Origin of the sequence: Lysinibacillus sp. JNUCC 51 (assembly GCF_015999525.1) — a bacterium.
Classification (GTDB): Bacteria; Bacillota; Bacilli; order Bacillales_A; family Planococcaceae; genus Lysinibacillus; species Lysinibacillus xylanilyticus.
Genome location: NZ_CP065545.1, coordinates 4,850,971 through 4,867,955, shown reverse-complemented (window position 1 = coordinate 4,867,955; position 16,985 = coordinate 4,850,971). Strand labels below are relative to the sequence as shown.

General features: G+C 34.1%; 17 protein-coding genes and 3 pseudogenes. 10 read left to right on the top strand and 10 right to left on the bottom strand.

The window, feature by feature from the left end; translation table 11 throughout:
• Positions 1-38 precede the first annotated feature (38 nt).
• Positions 39-1,190 carry an MFS transporter gene (locus JNUCC51_RS23585; protein WP_337990032.1) on the top strand — a complete coding sequence of 384 codons (1,152 nt, stop codon included), beginning with the start codon at positions 39-41 and terminating at the stop codon, positions 1,188-1,190.
• Between the two features lie 58 nt (positions 1,191-1,248).
• On the opposite strand, the gene JNUCC51_RS23580 is transcribed toward JNUCC51_RS23585, so the two are convergent.
• The 5 genes from JNUCC51_RS23580 to JNUCC51_RS23560 all read right to left on the bottom strand — a co-directional run bounded on the left by JNUCC51_RS23580 (position 1,249) and on the right by JNUCC51_RS23560 (position 4,633).
• Positions 1,249-2,424, bottom strand: a complete 1,176-nt coding sequence (locus tag JNUCC51_RS23580; RefSeq protein ID WP_337992288.1) for an oxalate decarboxylase family bicupin — start codon at positions 2,422-2,424, stop codon at positions 1,249-1,251.
• Between the two features lie 67 nt (positions 2,425-2,491).
• Positions 2,492-2,878 carry an O-methyltransferase gene (locus JNUCC51_RS23575; RefSeq protein WP_337992287.1) on the bottom strand — a complete coding sequence of 129 codons (387 nt, stop codon included), beginning with the start codon at positions 2,876-2,878 and terminating at the stop codon, positions 2,492-2,494.
• 305 nt (positions 2,879-3,183) lie between these two features.
• Positions 3,184-3,360, bottom strand: a complete 177-nt coding sequence (locus JNUCC51_RS23570; protein WP_337990031.1) for a hypothetical protein — start codon at positions 3,358-3,360, stop codon at positions 3,184-3,186.
• Between the two features lie 143 nt (positions 3,361-3,503).
• Entirely contained in the window at positions 3,504-3,767 is a 264-nt protein-coding gene (locus JNUCC51_RS23565; RefSeq protein ID WP_337990030.1) for a histidine kinase, read from the bottom strand.
• Between the two features lie 134 nt (positions 3,768-3,901).
• Complete coding sequence (locus JNUCC51_RS23560; RefSeq protein WP_337990029.1) at positions 3,902-4,633, bottom strand: class I SAM-dependent methyltransferase; 732 nt, start codon at positions 4,631-4,633, stop codon at positions 3,902-3,904.
• A gap of 870 nt (positions 4,634-5,503) precedes the next feature.
• On the opposite strand from JNUCC51_RS23560, the gene JNUCC51_RS23555 reads away from it, so the two are divergent.
• Complete coding sequence (locus JNUCC51_RS23555) at positions 5,504-5,674, top strand: hypothetical protein (RefSeq protein WP_337990028.1); 171 nt, start codon at positions 5,504-5,506, stop codon at positions 5,672-5,674.
• Between the two features lie 1,091 nt (positions 5,675-6,765).
• A complete protein-coding gene (locus tag JNUCC51_RS23550) occupies positions 6,766-7,368 on the top strand; it encodes a CPBP family intramembrane glutamic endopeptidase (protein WP_337990027.1) in 603 nt (200 codons plus the stop codon).
• Positions 7,369-7,411: 43 nt separating this feature from the next.
• Here the strand turns inward: JNUCC51_RS23550 and JNUCC51_RS23545 are convergent, their stop codons facing one another.
• Positions 7,412-8,851, bottom strand: a complete 1,440-nt coding sequence (locus JNUCC51_RS23545; RefSeq protein WP_337990026.1) for an aminotransferase-like domain-containing protein — start codon at positions 8,849-8,851, stop codon at positions 7,412-7,414.
• 111 nt (positions 8,852-8,962) lie between these two features.
• On the opposite strand from JNUCC51_RS23545, the gene JNUCC51_RS23540 reads away from it, so the two are divergent.
• Together JNUCC51_RS23540 and JNUCC51_RS23535 are read left to right on the top strand one after the other, a co-directional pair.
• A complete protein-coding gene (locus tag JNUCC51_RS23540; RefSeq protein ID WP_337990025.1) occupies positions 8,963-9,565 on the top strand; it encodes a LysE/ArgO family amino acid transporter in 603 nt (200 codons plus the stop codon).
• Positions 9,566-9,839: 274 nt separating this feature from the next.
• The gene (locus JNUCC51_RS23535; protein WP_337992294.1) at positions 9,840-10,160 is read left to right on the top strand and encodes a hypothetical protein; all 321 of its coding nucleotides are present in this window, start codon (positions 9,840-9,842) and stop codon (positions 10,158-10,160) included.
• Here the strand turns inward: JNUCC51_RS23535 and JNUCC51_RS23530 are convergent.
• Both JNUCC51_RS23530 and JNUCC51_RS23525 read right to left on the bottom strand, forming a co-directional pair.
• Positions 10,072-10,438, bottom strand: a pseudogene (locus tag JNUCC51_RS23530) (GNAT family N-acetyltransferase); the annotation flags it as partial. The gene JNUCC51_RS23535 and the pseudogene JNUCC51_RS23530 sit on opposite strands and share 89 nt — an antisense overlap.
• Before the next feature lie 111 nt (positions 10,439-10,549).
• Positions 10,550-11,461 (bottom strand): DMT family transporter, encoded by a 912-nt coding sequence (locus tag JNUCC51_RS23525; protein ID WP_337990024.1) that lies wholly within the window; start codon positions 11,459-11,461, stop codon positions 10,550-10,552.
• 46 nt (positions 11,462-11,507) lie between these two features.
• Between JNUCC51_RS23525 and JNUCC51_RS23520 the strand changes: the two are divergent.
• A pseudogene (locus JNUCC51_RS23520) lies at positions 11,508-11,774 on the top strand (integrase core domain-containing protein); the annotation flags it as partial.
• A gap of 115 nt (positions 11,775-11,889) precedes the next feature.
• Here JNUCC51_RS23520 and JNUCC51_RS23515 read toward each other — a convergent pair.
• Positions 11,890-13,386 (bottom strand): N-acetylmuramoyl-L-alanine amidase family protein, encoded by a 1,497-nt coding sequence (locus JNUCC51_RS23515; protein ID WP_337990023.1) that lies wholly within the window; start codon positions 13,384-13,386, stop codon positions 11,890-11,892.
• 332 nt (positions 13,387-13,718) lie between these two features.
• Here JNUCC51_RS23515 and JNUCC51_RS23510 point away from each other — a divergent pair, with 332 nt between their 5' ends.
• From JNUCC51_RS23510 to JNUCC51_RS23495, 4 genes and pseudogenes are all read left to right on the top strand, one after another.
• Entirely contained in the window at positions 13,719-14,099 is a 381-nt protein-coding gene (locus JNUCC51_RS23510; protein ID WP_337990022.1) for a DUF7668 domain-containing protein, read from the top strand.
• 369 nt (positions 14,100-14,468) lie between these two features.
• On the top strand, positions 14,469-14,777 hold the full coding sequence (locus JNUCC51_RS23505) for a hypothetical protein (protein WP_337990021.1): 309 nt from the start codon (positions 14,469-14,471) through the stop codon (positions 14,775-14,777).
• A gap of 421 nt (positions 14,778-15,198) precedes the next feature.
• Entirely contained in the window at positions 15,199-15,324 is a 126-nt protein-coding gene (locus tag JNUCC51_RS23500; RefSeq protein WP_337990020.1) for a hypothetical protein, read from the top strand.
• Positions 15,317-15,557, top strand: a pseudogene (locus tag JNUCC51_RS23495) (IS110 family transposase); the annotation flags it as partial. The gene JNUCC51_RS23500 and the pseudogene JNUCC51_RS23495, both read left to right, overlap by 8 nt.
• Positions 15,558-15,682: 125 nt before the next feature.
• On the opposite strand, the gene JNUCC51_RS23490 reads toward JNUCC51_RS23495, so the two are convergent.
• Entirely contained in the window at positions 15,683-16,939 is a 1,257-nt protein-coding gene (locus JNUCC51_RS23490) for an ATP-binding protein (RefSeq protein WP_337990019.1), read from the bottom strand.
• Positions 16,940-16,985: the final 46 nt, after the last annotated feature.

Sequence of the window (16,985 nt, the reverse complement as noted above, 5' to 3'; positions counted from 1 at the left end):
ATTATTCAACTTAGTTAAATTGGAGGTACGGAAAATTTATGAACAATCAACGATGGCTTTCTCAAAATTTCTTTGCATTTTTCTTTACATGGGGTATTTTCTTACCTTACTGGACTGGTTGGCTTGTAGATGCCAAACATCTCACTGTCTCACAGGCCAGCGTCATAATGGGCTGCGGTCTTTTAGCACGAGCAATTTCAAATCTATTTTTCTTCCCAACGCTTGCAAAATATGTGCACAAAAAACGACTAGTTAGTATTCTAGCAATAGGTGCACTAATCACGACTTTATTTTACTTACTAAGCACGAGCTTTATCTCGCTGCTTATTGTTACCCTTTTATTTAGCGTGTTCTATCCAGCACTGCTACCTGCAGTAGAAAGTAGTGCGGCAACGCTCGTACAGTATGGAAATGTACACTATGGTAAAAGCCGCTCCTATGGTTCCCTTGGCTTTGTCATTGCAGTATTAATCATTAGTATGATGACTGGTGCATTTGGCAATGACATAATCTTTTGGAGTATGGTGGTCGGCCTGATCGGTATGCTATTGATGCAGCAAATGGCTACACCTAAAGAATTACTCGTTGTACCTACGAAAGAACAACGTGCAAAATCATTGTCGATGAAAACATTATGGACTATTAAAGGTTTCCCTATTGTTTTATTAGTCGTTATTCTGTTGCAAGGCGCGCATGCTTCTTATTACAGCTATGGCTATATATATTTAGGTGATTTACATGTTGATCCATTTTATATGGGGATGATTATTAACATCGCAGTTATGTGCGAAATCTTATATTTTATGAAGGCAGATACACTATTTAAAAAATGGCGCTCTTCTTCTTTATTACTTTTAGCAGCAAGTGGTTCTTCGCTACGTTGGCTACTCATTTACCTATTCCCGAATGTTTGGGTATTTATCGCTTCTCAAACATTACATGCGTTATCTTTTGCTCTAGCGCATTTCGCTTTTATCAGCTATTTAACAAAAACATTGCCGAAGGAGCAAATCCCAAATGCGCAAGGCCTCTATTCTGCATTAGCGATGGGCTTAAGTACAGCAGTCCTTACATTTTTAGGCGGCTATTTATACGAGATTTCACCTGGACTATCATTTGCAGCAATGCTTATTTGTACTGTACCAGCAATCGGTATTCTGCTTGCTACTAGAAATAAATATCAATATTAAAAACAAGCAGGTGGAAAAGATAAGATCTTTTATCTTTTCCACCTGCTTTTTTATACGCTCACCTTGGATAATAAGAAAATCCTGGATATTTTACAACCGGCCACTTTTCCTTTCTCAATACATTAAGAAGTTCAGGACCAATATTTAAATTGCTTTGTACTAGTTCAGTTGGAGTAAGGGCCATCCATTGATTTAACGAAACATCCTGGAATCTATCACTTTTAAACATTTCAAGGAACCATAATGTCTCAGTACCGGTATTTTGAATGTAGTGACCATTTGCAAATGGTACGTAGCCTACATCTCCTGCACGATAATCGAATGTTCTAGCCACACCGTTTGCTGCAAATACGGTCATACGTCCTTGACCTTGAAGGTAATATTGCCATTCATCATTATTCGGGTGCCAATGTAGCTCTCTCATTGCACCAGGCTTAATCTCGACAAGCGCTGCGGCGATATTTTTAGAAATAGGAAAGTTTGTCGAATCCACAATTCTAACACTGCCACCAGGAGTTTTAATAGGCGTTTGCGCAAGCAGGCGATGCTTGAAGGTTTGGGGGACTGAACCGTAGGGTGATTGTACTTTTTGTGTGTCTATAGGTCCAGGAACTTTATCTTGAAAAATATAGACCTGTTCTTTCGGAATATGATTAAAAGCGCTCATTGGAACACCAAAATTGGCGGACAGCACATCTTTAGGAGTATGAGCAAACCAATCAGATATTGAAAATGTACTAAGATCTGAGAAATGTCCATCGTCAAACACCAGTAAAAATTCACAGCCATCTTCAAGACCCTGTATGGAATGAGGAATGCCTGGTGGGAAATACCATAAATCCCCCGGTCCTACATCAGCAATAAAATTACACCCATTTTGATCGACCGCCGTAATGCGAGCATGACCAAGAAGCATATACGACCATTCTGCTTGTTGATGCCAATGCAGCTCACGAACCCCACCAGGTGTCAAACTCATATTGACACCTGCTAATGTAGTAGCAATTGGCAAATCACGAGCAGTAATTTCTCGAGACCAACCGCCATTTTTTAATACCATATGCGTATCAGAAAAAGAGAACTTTAAATTTGGTACAAGTCCAGCATCTGTTTTTGGAGGGACAAGCATATCAGGGTTTTCCAGATCTCTCATAATATCTCTTGGCCCTTTATCTACCCACCCTGCCCCATCTTTCCGAATAGGCTGTGGTACATAAGAATAGCCATCTGGCATGTTCTCCAATTATTCACCTCTTCATAAAGAAATCGTTATTTCAATATGTATGGTACCTTAACTAGAATTATTCTTTTCCTTTCAGCTTAGTTGCGAGAATAGCAGAGGATGTTGCTGTTAAATAAATTTCTGTAGCTCTTAATTCTTTATGAATTAACCAAAAGTCCCTGACCTTATCAGGTTTCCCTCTCCATTCTTCAAGAAAATGTTCTACAGGCGTAAAATCGTCCATTAATAACATACCTCCAACAGCTAATGCTTCCAATAGTTGTACACCTTCAATCGTTTTAGCAGCAGCTGCATCAGCAAAAATAAATTGAAAAGGACCTTTTGCTACCTCTTCTTTCCAGTCACCTACTAAAAATTCTGCCTGCTGATGACGAATTGTTTGAGCAGTAGCATCGATTTTTTCCTTTGCATGATCCACTGAAACAAACTTTACATCTGGTGCAATGGTAGAAAGAATCCATGCACTGCCTACACCGTAGCCAGTCCCGACTTCAAGGATTGTTCCATGTGTGACTTAACCAACAAACACTGATAACAATCTTCCAGCCTCATCTGAGCATGAATACTCGAAATTATGTCTTTGGGCTAACATTTTACTAGCCTTCACCAATTCCTGAAAGTTAACATAATGACAAACCACCAGATCTTGTTTCATTGCCTTAACTAGTTGATCTGCTCTTTGTAATTCTACGACTTCTTCATAAACAATCAGTATTTTCAGAGCAACAATCTATACGAAAGCGGCCTTAATCAAAGAGTTTTTGTTATTATATCAATTTCTAAATTGTGACCACTCGACTTAAAATAACTATAAAATTTATATTGGTTTGAAAAAGTCGGTAAATCTTTAATATTCTCTTTTGGCATATCTGTTTTAAAAGAAATAACCTCACCGTTTTTTAATACACAAGTATACACTTCTTTCATTTCCACACCTTCCTGCGGTAAACAGAAAGACCGAATTAAACTACAGAAAATGTTTATGAACTCTGCCTTTTTGTTTTGATATATTGTGGATCGAATATTTAATTAAAGCACTCGTTAATTAAAGTGCAATTAATTCTCCACGATTATTGCTCTAATAAATATAATATTGGAAGTAAAATCAATCCTAGTAGAAAAAGCACTGGAATCAAGGAAACAATTAAAGCAAAAATTCTTAACTTCCCCTTTTGGCTAAAAAATGCAGTTAGAAATGAAGCAATTACTAATAAAATGATCACAATGTCCCCAGTTTCCGAGGTTCCATTCACTTCAATTTGTGTAATAAAAGCGAAAATAATGAACAAAGAAAACAATAACAATGAAATAATACTTAAATATCTTCTTAACACCCTTACTTCACCTCTTCTGCTCTTTTTTACAATCAACTAAATCACATAAACCGCACCGCTAGTTCAATAAGAAAGAGTTTCCTATGCACCACAATAGTCTTCCTCCGTTAGTTCATCAATATTAGGATATTTATTTACTTCACACACGAAAAGGCAAGTACAATTGGAATTCGTTGTCTTCTAATAAATTCATCTTCACTACTAAAATGTTCACGCTTTGGTGTACCTTCACGTAAATCTAGAACCGAAAAGCCAGCTTGTTTAAGTGCTATAAAATAATGTTCGATTGTACGATGATATTTAACCACTATTTGATCAATCCAAGGCTCTTTTCTTTCCCCCTCACGGAAATAGTCATCGACGATCCAATTACCATGTTTATCCCCTGATTGCTTACTAGCAAATGACGAGGTTGTAAGCGGATGCTGGATACTAAAAATAAATCTTCCGTTTTCTTTAAGTGTTTTATAAACATCTTTAAACAGGCGGTTAATGTCTGAAACATAATGGATAGCAAATCGAGATGTTACAAGATCAAATGCCTCTTTTGGGTAATCATATGACTCCATTGTTTCAAAGTGTATTGTCCCGTTTTGTTCAAGCATGTTAGAGCGTGCCACTTCCACCATTTGTTCCGAACCTTCCACTCCTGTGTACTTTTTTGCGCCTAAATGTAAGAGTTCTTTTCCGAAAGATGCATCACCACACCCTAAATCTAAAATGCAACTATTTTGAAAGCTCCCAATTAATTCATAGATAATCGGTCCTTCAATGGCATTATTTGGACTATCTTTTCTGTTTCTTCTAGTCATGTAATTTTTAAAAAAATCCGTTTGATCGTAAACGCTATATCCTTTAAATTCCAACGTAACGTCTCCCCTCTAATATTTGATGTCGGGCCATTCATCGCCAAATACACAAATTAATGTCTTCTATAGAATAGATGGTTAGGAAGTTTTTAACTTTAAAGAAAATTATATAAAAACCTTTCACCATAAACAACACCCTATTGAAACTGCTCTTGAATAGCAACAATCTTTTAAAAAGGCTGTTTTCGTAAACTTTATTACTTTGCAACAGTCTCTGCAAAAACAACCTTTCCTTAAAATTCTTTTTTAAAAGTGACACATCCCTAAATAGAGGTGCGATGTAGTTATTAATAAATTCGACTTCTTTTTTTGTAATGCTACTTACGTTCAACGGTTTAATCTAAAATATTTGTTTAGTAATAGCCATTGTCATTTTAAATCCTTTTTCAACATATTCACAGTTGGAATATTCTCAAATCATTTTACATATATTTACTTCGGGATAGCTTACCTTATGCATCGCCCCAAACGTTTTGCAGTTTGCTATCCCACCATTATTTTAATTTTTCTAATAATATTTAGTATCTAAAAAGCACAAACCCTTTATCAAATGCAAGTTCATTCTCTTTTAAATCTGAGCTGTAGTGTGTTCAAAGGCTGCAGCTTTTCATATTTATAATAAATATTAAATGAGGAGTTGTGCCGATGAATGGAGCATCAATTCCAGCTTTACTAAAGGCTGTCTTTATTTTCGTCAGTGGCATATTCAACAACAAATTTTAATAAAGTTTTAAATTAGATTTTAGAGCGATATTTTAATCGCTCTTTTTTCATTTGGTCTGTAAATGAATCAATTCATAGTTCTATTAACTTCCTGATTGTGTTATCCTTTTATTTCCAACAACCTTAATGTTAGGTGGTATCACAATGACTCTAAAGATTGTTAAAACGTTTTTATCTATCTTTCTTGTGTTTATGTATTATTTGGGCTTCTGGTCAGCTAAATCGTCTATAAAAATTACGTTATTCTTTATTATGATCCTCTTTATATATGAAGTTGGCATTGTAACTGGTAAGAAGCAAATGAACAAAAACTAACCGGAACTTCTGTACATTTTCCTTCGACTAATTTTCATAACTTTTTCTGTAACTCACTAAGGAATTTATAAAAAAAGTTTGTTACAATAAATTGGAAATTCTTTTTTTCGAAGGGAGCTTTTAAATGTTTAGCAAACTATCCATCATTTTCGCAATAATCGGTGCTGTTGTATTGAGTTTCTCTTACATCTATTCAACTAACTTTGAGATTTTTATGATATCTGGATTCGGTTTATTATTTGTAAGTTTATTGTTAAGTCTTGGAGCTGTATTTAAAAGCGAGCAGGGAAAATATAAGTTTTTTCCTGTTGTAACATTTTTCTTTTGTTGTTTCATCATTGCTTGGTATGACCCATTTCAAATTGTAAGATTACTAACTTGGATTAAGAATTAATCCTTTACGTTACATAAAGCATTTGTACCTGCCACTACTCTTTCGGTAAATAAAACACTTGTAGCTGAAAACTTCGCTTTCGCTACGAAAACATTTGCTGAAAGAAGTTAAATAATAACCGCTCCATATAAAAGACAAATCAAAAATAGGAGATGGATAACATGCATAATTTCCAAATTTTCTTCCTCACTTTATTTTTAAGTGTCATTAGTTTTTTTGCTTTAGGTGCGGTAGGATTCCTTGATTATATAGATGGTATAGTAATGTCTATTGGGCTATAATAGTTGCTTTACTTTCTATTATTATTAGCTTATTAGTGAGCATTAATAGACAGTTGAAAAAGAGAGTGTAAAATATTTTGTGTAAATGAATAAAACGACAAAAAAGGAAGACCTTTTCTTGGTTGAATTAAGTCAGCAAAACCAATCCTAAAAAAGAGGTCTTCCCTAATAAGGATTTAGGGGACTTTTAATATTTTATTTCCTGAGTATATCCCAAAATCCCTGTCTTAACATTTCGCTCACTTAACTAATTTTGGAATATATGAATATGAATGATTACATGGTTACCTTTACTAACCTTGATTTTTTCTCAAAAAAGACAATTTATCGGAAAAGTAGTAGCAATTGCATTATCTGCAAAAATATTATGGTAAAATATCTCTTTATTCTATAAGCTTCAAGAAAGAAGGAAAGATATGGATAAAGACAAATCAAAAAAGATAAAGAAGGATTTTAGCCCAAAAGACGCTATTTTTGTATTCTCTTCTTTTACATTTGTTTGTGTAGCTATCATTTTCGCTCTTATCGTTTATGATGTATTCACAATAGAAAATTTCCTATCATTTAATCAGCCATCCACAATAGTATTAAACGTAGTTCTCGCTTCAATCGGTCTACTTTTATTTGGCGTAATTTTAACATTGTATATCCCCTCGAAATACATAGACGAAACAAACAAAAGTTATCAAGACAATTCGTTGTTAAGCATTATTGCCTTTATGTTTATAGGGGCGTTCTTTGAAGAAATTTTGTTTAGGGGAATTATTCAAAATTTACTTCTTGTATTTCTAGAACACCAGTGGACCGCAATAATAATAACTACTTTACTGTTCTTAGGGATGCATACTCAATACTTCAAAAAACCTGTTATGTTAATAAATATAACCGTTCCAAGTTTAATTTTCGGATGGATATATTTTGAAACAAACAATATTTTAGTACCATTTCTTGTACATTTTTTCATGAATATCGGCATGACACTATTATTCAAATACAATTTAATAAGGGTTAAAAGGTAATTTACAAAAAACATCACACCCCTAAAGGTGCGATGTTTTATTCTTATTGTCTTTTTACTACCGTTTTACCAACGCACTCATGTAATATTTGCAAGCCGGCTTTCAACTCTTCATATGTTGCATAAGCATATGATAATCGAATATGCTGCGTATCTTGAGGATCGTAAATATAACCAGGATTAATGAGTACCTGTCGTTGTAAAAGCTTGGTAAATAACTCTTTATCAACGATTGGCTCATGAAACTTTAACCAAATATAAAAGCCACCTTTCGGCTTATCCCAACTAGCAATCTCCGTAAAACTTTCTTGTAATATACCCTCAACAAAATTAGCTCTGTGTAATAATTCTTTCCGCAAACTCTTAATATGCTTTTCATACTTACCAGATTGGAACCAATGCAGCACAATTTCCTGTGAGATTGCGCTTGATCCGTAATCTGTTTGCATTTTTATATCTGCTAACCGCTCAATAACTGTAGTTGGACCGATTAACCAGCCAATACGAAGTCCAGGGCTTAATGTTTTCGAGACACTCCCTATATAAAGGACTTGCCCGCTTTCATCTATTGATTTAATTGGAGCCGTTGCCGCTTCAAAGAGCAACTCATGATAGACGTCATCCTCTATGATGGGGATGCGAGACGCTTTACACGCTTCGTAAAGCGTCTTTTTTTCAAGCGTCGTCCACACCCCACCATTTGGATTGTTTAATGTTGGAACAGCATAAAATACAGCCTGCCTTTTTCTTTTCCGCTGGGCCAATGTTTGTGCAAGCTGTTCATCACGATCGATAGCTATCATTTGCATACCAACAGACTGAAAAGGATGGACTGAATTTAAATATGACGTCTGTTCCTGGAATACAATTGAACCTTGTTCAAGTAGTCCAACAGCAATCAACTGCAATGCTTGAAGTGCACCAGATACAATACAAATATTTTGCGGCTTTGCATGGATCCCCCTTTTTTTCACGTATTCACAAATCGCTTCTCGAAGTTTATCGCTACCTTGGGGTGATGAATAGCCTAAAGCTTTTGGCTGCAAAGAGAGCTCTTTCAAAGACGCTTCAATTTCAGCGGTCGGCAATAAACATGGGGCAAGCTCTCCAGTTCCCAATCGAATGACATCATCGCGCTGCTCGTATTCATTGATTAATTGAATGGTATGATAATTTGGCTTATGGATACTTGTGTCAATGTACTTTTGCCAATTTGGTTGTGTTTGTGTAATTAATGAATCCCAGGAACTTTGTGCTACATAAATACCTGAACCTACCTTCGATTCTAATATTCCAGCTGCTTTTAACTCCTCTAAGGCCTGCTGAACAGTACTACGATTGACCCCAAATTGCATAGCTAGCTGTCTTTGTGTCGGTAGTTTTGTTCCTGCCACCCAATCTCCACGTTCTATATGCTTAGTAATCCATTGAATAATTTGCTGCTGTAATGTTAATTCATCCTTTCTACTTGGCTGCCATTTCATTCTTATCACCCACCTCTAACATTCAAAATTGGGTGGCTTAAAAACCACCCAATTGGTCGTTTTCTTTTAGTTATAACATATTTAAAATGTTTAGTGAAAGGAGGAATTACATTGGAAGCATTTCTACATGGAATGATTTTAGCATTTGGACTTATTCTGCCCTTAGGTGTACAAAATGTCTTTGTCTTTTCTCAAGGTGCAACACAGCCACAATTAGTTCGTGCCTTACCCGCTAGTATCACTGCCTCAATTTGTGATACGCTTCTGATACTACTTGCGGTATTCGGTTTATCTGTAATTGTGTTGCAATTTGAGTGGTTACGCATCACCTTGATGAGTGGCGGGATACTTTTCTTACTTTATATGGGCTATACAATTTGGCGCTCAAATCCGGCATCTACCGATAATAACGAAGCACTTCCTGTAAAGAAACAAATTTTATTTGCGGTTTCTGTCTCTCTCTTAAATCCACATGCCATTTTAGATACAATAGGTGTTATCGGGACGAGTGCTTTAAAATATAGTGGGACGGAGCAAATGTTGTTCACTACTGCATGTGTTTTGATTTCTTGGTTGTGGTTTTTCGGTCTTATCATCGCTGGAGCATCATTGAAAAGACTTGATAGCTCTGGAAAGCTTATGAACATTTTTAATAAAAGCTCAGCGATTTTTATTTGTGCAACAGCTCTCTATCTTCTTAGTGGTTTACTATAAAAAAACTGGTTTTATTAAACGTAAATAGTTAAATAATGTACTTAATTGAATAGTATCCTATATACGTTGTGCTACAAGATACTACGCTCTTTTTAAGCTGAACTAATTTTGAGATTAGTTCAGCTTTTATTTATGATTTAAGATATATTCTGAAAATATATAATAAAGTCGTCATTCGACTAACGGTGAATGACACAAAATATTGAATCAGATTGGCAACATTAGAGAAGCGTGGAATAGAACGTAACAATTTATCATTTAGGATGTTTTTAATATGGCAGAAGTATTGATTGTTCCATACGATAGTGAATACAAGGAAGATTTAAAAAGACTTTCATACGAATGGCTTGAAAAATATGTAAGCGTTGAGCCTGAGGATGAAAGAATAATAAATAATCCGGAAGAAGTTGTTTTGGGGTGCAGTTCAGTTACAGAAAAGCTCCCGATTGTTGAATATTGTTTTAAAGTAAAGCACCGAGATAGTTTAAGTGAACTTATTCACAAAGTTATTTTATTATTGAATAAATGCAAGTGTCTGTTAATCGACATCCATCTGCTGACAAATCCTCATTCCTTAGTGTTCCTTCTAACTTAAATCCGAGTTTTTCTGGGATGGAACGACTCTTATAATTTGTTGATTCACACCTAATTTCAATTCTTCTAAATATGATTTGAATTAATCCAGTATCCAATTTCACATTTTGGAATATTCCAATCAATCCCCTGAAAGCTCGCTGCCCCAATAAATTCATCAGTATCTTTATGAAAGATAAGCAAACGAAAGCTTTCTCTTTTTAAAAAGTTGATATGAGCATTTCTTAGGTTAATCTCTGTTTCTTCAATACTAGGAATTTCTTGAGCAAAGGGCATCCAAAAAACAACAGTAGAGTCTCAGTGCCAAATGAAAAAAGCGAGGTATTCAACGATTTAATCGTTGAATACCTCGCAATGTGAGAAGATATAGACTTTTTCAGTGCCCTCAAATTAATAGGATTCTTTTTGTAGATTTTTAACAGGAACATTTAATTTGATTTTGCGATTAGTTATATAAACTCCCATTAGTATAAAAATTAATCCAATGATTAATTTCCAACTAATAACTTCATTTAAAAGAATATATCCCCAGAAAATAGCTGATACTGGTACTAAATATGTAGATATGGAAGCGAAATCTGGACTTCCCTTTTGAATTAAGTAAAAGTAAAGTAAATACGCTATACCTGATCCAAATACACCTATTCCAATTAATGCGCCTATATGATGCCATGATATTGTAGTTAAAATGTGAATTGGATCTTCTAATAATAGAACTATGAAACCACTACATATACTACCGACTAATAATGTACCTAAAGAAATTTGAAACATAGATATTTCTTTAAGATAACGTTTAGTTATATGGGTAGCTAAACCGTAGCAAAAAGTTGCTGTCAACATAGCAAAAAAGTTTAAAGAATTTACTGAAAAAACATTTGATAGATGTATATCTGAAAGAATTAAAATACCTATGAATCCAATAAATAAACCTATAAGTTGATTGCGATTGGAACGTATACCAAAAAATACAATCCCTAAAACCATTGTCCATAAAGGTTGAGTTGCATTTAAAACAGAAGCTAGATTACTAGTCATTTTTTGTTCGCTAAAACAAATAAGTGTCCATGGAATTACAGTATTTAGTATTCCTACAGCAATTAAAGGTATATATGGGATTTTTCCTTTAAAAGATTTACGGAAAAATGGTATAAGTACAATAAGTGTTATAACTCCAAAAGTTGAACGTAAAAATGCTACAACTAAAGGATTAAAATCTGCAACTAATACCTTGAAAAAATAGAAAGAGCCTCCCCAAATAAGACTTAACATAATGAGCGCAAGGTATAATTTACGAGACATTTCTTCCCCCCTTTTTATTTTTAATATAAGTAGTTTTTCGCTCAATACACTTCGTAAATTGAAGCAAAATCACCACCATTTAACAGAAGATGCATTTATTCATACGAATCCACAATTCCAGAAACTTGTGAAGAAAATGGGACTAGTGCAATCGATGTCACGCCGAGGAAACTGTTGGGATAACGCCCCCCAAGAATCCCTCTTCGGTCATTTTAAAGATGAAATCAATATGAAAGCGTGCTAAACATTAGAAGAAGTAAAACGAGAAGTGAAAAGTTATATGATGTATTACAACCATTATCGAGGGCAATAGAACTTGAAAAAGCTGCCGCCTGCAAAATACAGACAGCGCTCCAAAAGGTTGCCTAGCTTTTTTCAAAATGTCCTTTACAAAGGGTACAATTTAATGAACCATGTAGCCTTTTTTGCTATTGTTTTGAGTAATATTCCAAAATTCCTTTGTAAATAGATTCTGCAAATAGCTCAATATATTGATCATTTGTCAGTTTAGCTCGATCTTCACTATTTGATAGGAAGCCTAGCTCAACTAGAATGGCTGGAATATTCGTATTTGCAATTACAATGAAATTTCCTTTTTTGACCTTTCGATCTTTCATATTTACGTTTTTAACAATTTGATTGTTTACAAACGTCCCAAGATCAATGTCTTCCTGATGCATATCACCTGGTGTTTTAGCGAAAAATGTTTCGGTACCTTGCGCAGTAATATTATCTGCATAATTAACATGGATACTTACGAAAATCTCACCATAATTAGCATGTGTAAAGTCAACTCGGCCTTCTCGTGTAGGATACGTATCCCCAGTACGAGTCATTAAAACCTTCGCACCTGCCGCCTCAAGCTTTTGCGTAACAAGAGTACTGACCTTTAATGCAATGTTTTTTTCTGCAATAGTACCGACTACAGTTCCAGGATCCTTGCCACCATGACCTGGATCAATAATGATTATACGATCTTTTAACGCATTACCACTTTGATTTAATATCTTTAAATAAGATTTATGGACATACGCTTCTTGTCCGTTATAAATAACTTGTGCCCAATAACCGTTAATACTATTAACTTGAACATATTCACCTTTTTTCAACTTACATAATACTGTAGAAGTAGAGTTAGCTTCTTTGCGGATATTTAAATTATCAACTGTCACTCGACCTAGTAGATCACCTGAAACTGTCGGAGGAGTTTGGGTTGGATTCGGAATAGAAGGTTTTTCTACTTTCACATCCGCTGTACTATCTGCCACGATATAGCCCGGTACACCATTTACTACAGTTAAATAGTAACCATTTACTGTTTTATAAACAGGTAATTTCACTTTACTATTGATAGTCGAAATAACCTTTGAAGAAGATGTAGGTTTTACATAACTATTTATACTTTGTGTTGTAGTAACTTGCTTTTGAATATTCCCTAATGCATTACCATCTACATCTAAAAACTGTGCATACGTTTTATAAACAAAGGCAAAGGCATCATTATAGGAAACTTTTAACCAATCTCCTTCAACTGCATAGACTGATAGTTTACCACCTTTATTGATAGTACCTACAATGTTAGCTTTAGATGACGAATCTTTGGATTTACGAATATTTAATCCATCAGTTGTTGAGGAAACTAATCCAATGACCTGTGATGTATCAAGTACAGCTACACCTTTAACAGGTAGCTCCTTTTCACTTTTAAAGAAGCTATGCTGTTCTACATAGCCCGAAAGCTCACGGCCAACTGCAACATCTGCGAAGCTTGATTTATTGACAACAAAATTATTGATCTCTTCATAAGCTTCATGCTTTGGAGAAATATCTTCAAAACCACCACTTGCACTTGCATTATGTATGGTAAATATAGAAGCTGAAATGAATAAGATGCATAACATAAGACTGACTTTCTTGAAATACAATGTTCTATTTCCTCCCTTTCTATTATCGAGTAAATTTTAACAAAATATACCACTTAAAGCTACTATAATAATATAATCATTAGTATTTTTGGAATTTATAGGCCCATTACTAAAAGTTCTGGATGATGATATTTTTAAAATATAACTGTATATTGGTTGATTAGAGTGGAGGCTGGGCGACTCCTTGGGGATCGTTATTTAGGTTGCGCTTTTTAGTATTAAAAAATTTTTATTGACAATCTATTAGCTGGTTTAGTTTAAGTAAATCTCCCCACAAATGTATGATATTATACAGTTGAATAGAAATACAAATTAGAATTTGGAGGTTCAATATGAAAAGTGAAGATAAACAATATGCTTTAACTGTTATTGCCAATATATTAAAAGTAATGCACCGTAAAGAATATGAAAACATTTTAATTTATGTGGATGAATCTGAAGTGGATGATATTGGTGAGTTATTCTATTATGTCCAAGAAACATTAAACTTAAATGGATTTGATTCATTTGATGAATATGGAGCTCCATGTAATTTCCACCCAAAATACGAATATTCACAAATCAACTTCTATGAATTCAATGATAACAGTGGATTTGCTGTTGATTATGATTTAACTTCAAATTCTAAATTGGCAGATATGTGTTTGCAAATGGAGTTTTTATTTACGGATGACGGATTAAAAAGTGTTTTTATCACAGTTGACCCGCAGTAAAACAATAATTCGAAAGAATCGCTAGAATATGGATAATGAATTCAAGGAATTATTGAAAAAATTAATGAGTTTTTAAAACTATTAGGATAAAAAAAGGTACATTGAACTTTAGATTTTATGAAAATGATGGGTTATGCAGTATTATCAATATTCAAAAAACATATGAAACCTTAAAGAATACTTTGAATTTGTTATCAAAATGGGAATCTATATTTTGGAGAAGCAAGCAAAATCAACCAAGGTTATTAGTAGATATGGGATATTCAAATTCAATGTATTATCAAAGATTCAGAAGTTCGACTTTTGGTTGAATTAACGAATAAAACAAGAAATAACAACTTATAAATCTAAATATTAAAAGGAGAACATATGGAAATATACAATATTAATTTGAATATTCATTATTCTGCCCCGCAAGAAGTATGGCATAAGTTGGAGAGTTTATATAGAGAAATGCCTAACTGGAACAACTTTGTAAATAGCTGTCCACAGTGGTATGGTTCAGATGGTAAATTGATAGAAGTAAGTATTGAATCAAGTGGATTACAATTCTATGCTAAATTACCATCAGAAGAATGGAATGAATGGATTACATTATTTAAGAATAGAGCTACAAAATTATTGGGATATGAAGTTGGTGAACCAGAAGACGGTTTTGAATTTCACTATTATGATTAACCCTACAAATTCCATGTTGTCCATAAGCTTAATTTGAAAATACATAAGATACTTCGGTGTCTTTTTTATATCATCGACAATTCTTCCAATCACACCTAATTACTATTCAACTAACCTCCATCGTTAGTTCAATAAAGAAAAAAAGAGCTGCATAAGCAACTCAATGTTCTTCAAGAAAAGCACCCCGTTCGTACTATAAGTTCAGCTAGAGTAATCAATCTGGTTGACTATTTTTCATTCAATTTATAGATTGATAATAGCCCGGCACGAACGGAAGCACCCGTGGGACTAGATCCCGACAACTAAACTGTTCGACCTCTACTTGTTAACAGATGATTAGGCTGGTTGGGACATTACGATCTCGTATAACAAGCTAAATAGAAGTTACCGGTCAATACCCTACCTTAGGAGGAGATAAACTATGAATCCAGTAGTTGGTCTGGATGTCGCAAAAGGTGAAAATCAGGTTCAAATGTTCTTAGATAAAAAAATGCCCTATAAAAGCAGCGTGAAAGTTGATCATACGGTGGATGAATCACATTACTAAACGCGGCTCAGCTAGGATTCGCCACATGTTTTACATGGCCGTTCGCTGTTCAATTCGAGTTAGCCGTAAAAAGAAAATAACAGATGAAACCAGCACGAAACAAAAGATTACGAGCCTTCTACGATATAAAACGTGAGGAAGGAAAGCCATATAAAGCTGCCATAATTGCTTGTGCTAATAAGCTTTTACACTGGATTTATGCGATTTTAAAAACGAAAACACCATTCCAAGAAAACTATTGCGTTATTATATCCGGATATTTTCTCAATTTCTTTTTCGTCCTTAAATTCTTCGTTTTCGAACTTTACTTTAGCAGCAAGCTCTAAATCGTCGAAATTTTTTTGCCCTACGATTTCTATTAGGAAGAAGGAATAATAATAGAAAACTGTGTTCCCTTTCCCTTTTCACTTTTTATTTCTATATCTCCGTTTAATCCTTTTACAATACTGTATGCAATCATCGTACCTAGCCCGGTTCCCTTCTCTTTTATAGAATAAAACGGCATAGCGATTCGATTTATCTCCTCAGAAGACATTCCAATTCCTGTGTCAATAATATCAATCACAATACGATTCTTTACCTTTTTCACATTAATTCGGAGCATCCCTCCATTAGTCATGGCTTCAATCCCGTTCGTTGCAATGTTAATTAAACACATTTTTAGATTATCGGTGTTGGCATATATATAATAGGAACATTCATTATCGCTTTCAACTTTAACATTACATTGGATGGCAAGCGGTAAAATAACCTCTATTACTTGCTCAACAATTGGTCTAATATCTAATAATTCTCTTGCAACATTTTGTGGTTTTATAAGGGACAAATAATCGTTAATAACGAGTTGCGCTTTTTCTATCTCCATTAGCATGACTTGCAAATAGTCATCCTTTTGTGTTTCAGAGATTTCGTTTTTACTAAACATCTGCATAAATCCATATACTGTAGTCAACGGGTTTCTTATTTCATGGGCTATTGACGCTGCTAATTCACAAGTCACCATAAATTTTTCTGCACGGTGAATTTTTTCTTTCATTTTAAACCTTTCTTTCATTCCTTCAATTAAATAAAGAGACAATAAAACAGTCAGAATATTGATCACTATATAATTGAATAAAAAGTGAATAAAATCAGGTTGAACTTTATCGTTTATCCGTATTTGGTTCATTAAAGCGAATATAGAAAAGGAAATAGTGCAAAGAGACATAAGCAATAAGCTGAACAATATTTTTCTTTTTTTATAATAACCAGCAAGAAAATATTGGGATACCATAGTAATGGAAGTGGCCATAAAATATACAATAACTGCAGGGTAGACTCCGTCTCCGCCTAAGTAAAAACGGTAAGAAACAAATATAACAGTAATAAAAATAAAACTCCTAAAACCACCATAGAGAACAGCTAAAAGGATTGGGATAAGCCGTAAATCATATATGTATCCACAATTAAACTTAAACGGGAATGTCATACAAAGAATAATCGCAATGGATGAAAGAAAGGAAATTAAAATAGTATTACGCGCTTCTTTTCCATCTTTATCTAACCAAAATATTTGATAGAAAAAAATACAAATGATAATAATAAATGCATTTAATAATAATGTCGTTATCCCCATGATCAGCGCCCCTAAATTGAGTAATAAATGTTAGAAAAGTGATAAA

What these genes read in the sequence shown, in the direction of transcription:
- JNUCC51_RS23585 (WP_337990032.1), top strand. Translation starts at nt 39, where the DNA reads ATGAACAATCAACGATGGCTTTCTCAAAATTTCTTTGCATTTTTCTTT.
- JNUCC51_RS23580 (WP_337992288.1), bottom strand. Translation starts at nt 2,424, where the DNA reads ATGCCAGATGGCTATTCTTATGTACCACAGCCTATTCGGAAAGATGGG.
- JNUCC51_RS23570 (WP_337990031.1), bottom strand. Translation starts at nt 3,360, where the DNA reads ATGAAAGAAGTGTATACTTGTGTATTAAAAAACGGTGAGGTTATTTCT.
- JNUCC51_RS23555 (WP_337990028.1), top strand. Translation starts at nt 5,504, where the DNA reads ATGACTCTAAAGATTGTTAAAACGTTTTTATCTATCTTTCTTGTGTTT.
- JNUCC51_RS23550 (WP_337990027.1), top strand. Translation starts at nt 6,766, where the DNA reads ATGGATAAAGACAAATCAAAAAAGATAAAGAAGGATTTTAGCCCAAAA.
- JNUCC51_RS23545 (WP_337990026.1), bottom strand. Translation starts at nt 8,851, where the DNA reads ATGAAATGGCAGCCAAGTAGAAAGGATGAATTAACATTACAGCAGCAA.
- JNUCC51_RS23535 (WP_337992294.1), top strand. Translation starts at nt 9,840, where the DNA reads ATGGCAGAAGTATTGATTGTTCCATACGATAGTGAATACAAGGAAGAT.
- JNUCC51_RS23525 (WP_337990024.1), bottom strand. Translation starts at nt 11,461, where the DNA reads ATGTCTCGTAAATTATACCTTGCGCTCATTATGTTAAGTCTTATTTGG.
- JNUCC51_RS23510 (WP_337990022.1), top strand. Translation starts at nt 13,719, where the DNA reads ATGAAAAGTGAAGATAAACAATATGCTTTAACTGTTATTGCCAATATA.
- JNUCC51_RS23505 (WP_337990021.1), top strand. Translation starts at nt 14,469, where the DNA reads ATGGAAATATACAATATTAATTTGAATATTCATTATTCTGCCCCGCAA.
- JNUCC51_RS23500 (WP_337990020.1), top strand. Translation starts at nt 15,199, where the DNA reads ATGAATCCAGTAGTTGGTCTGGATGTCGCAAAAGGTGAAAATCAGGTT.
- JNUCC51_RS23490 (WP_337990019.1), bottom strand. Translation starts at nt 16,939, where the DNA reads ATGGGGATAACGACATTATTATTAAATGCATTTATTATTATCATTTGT.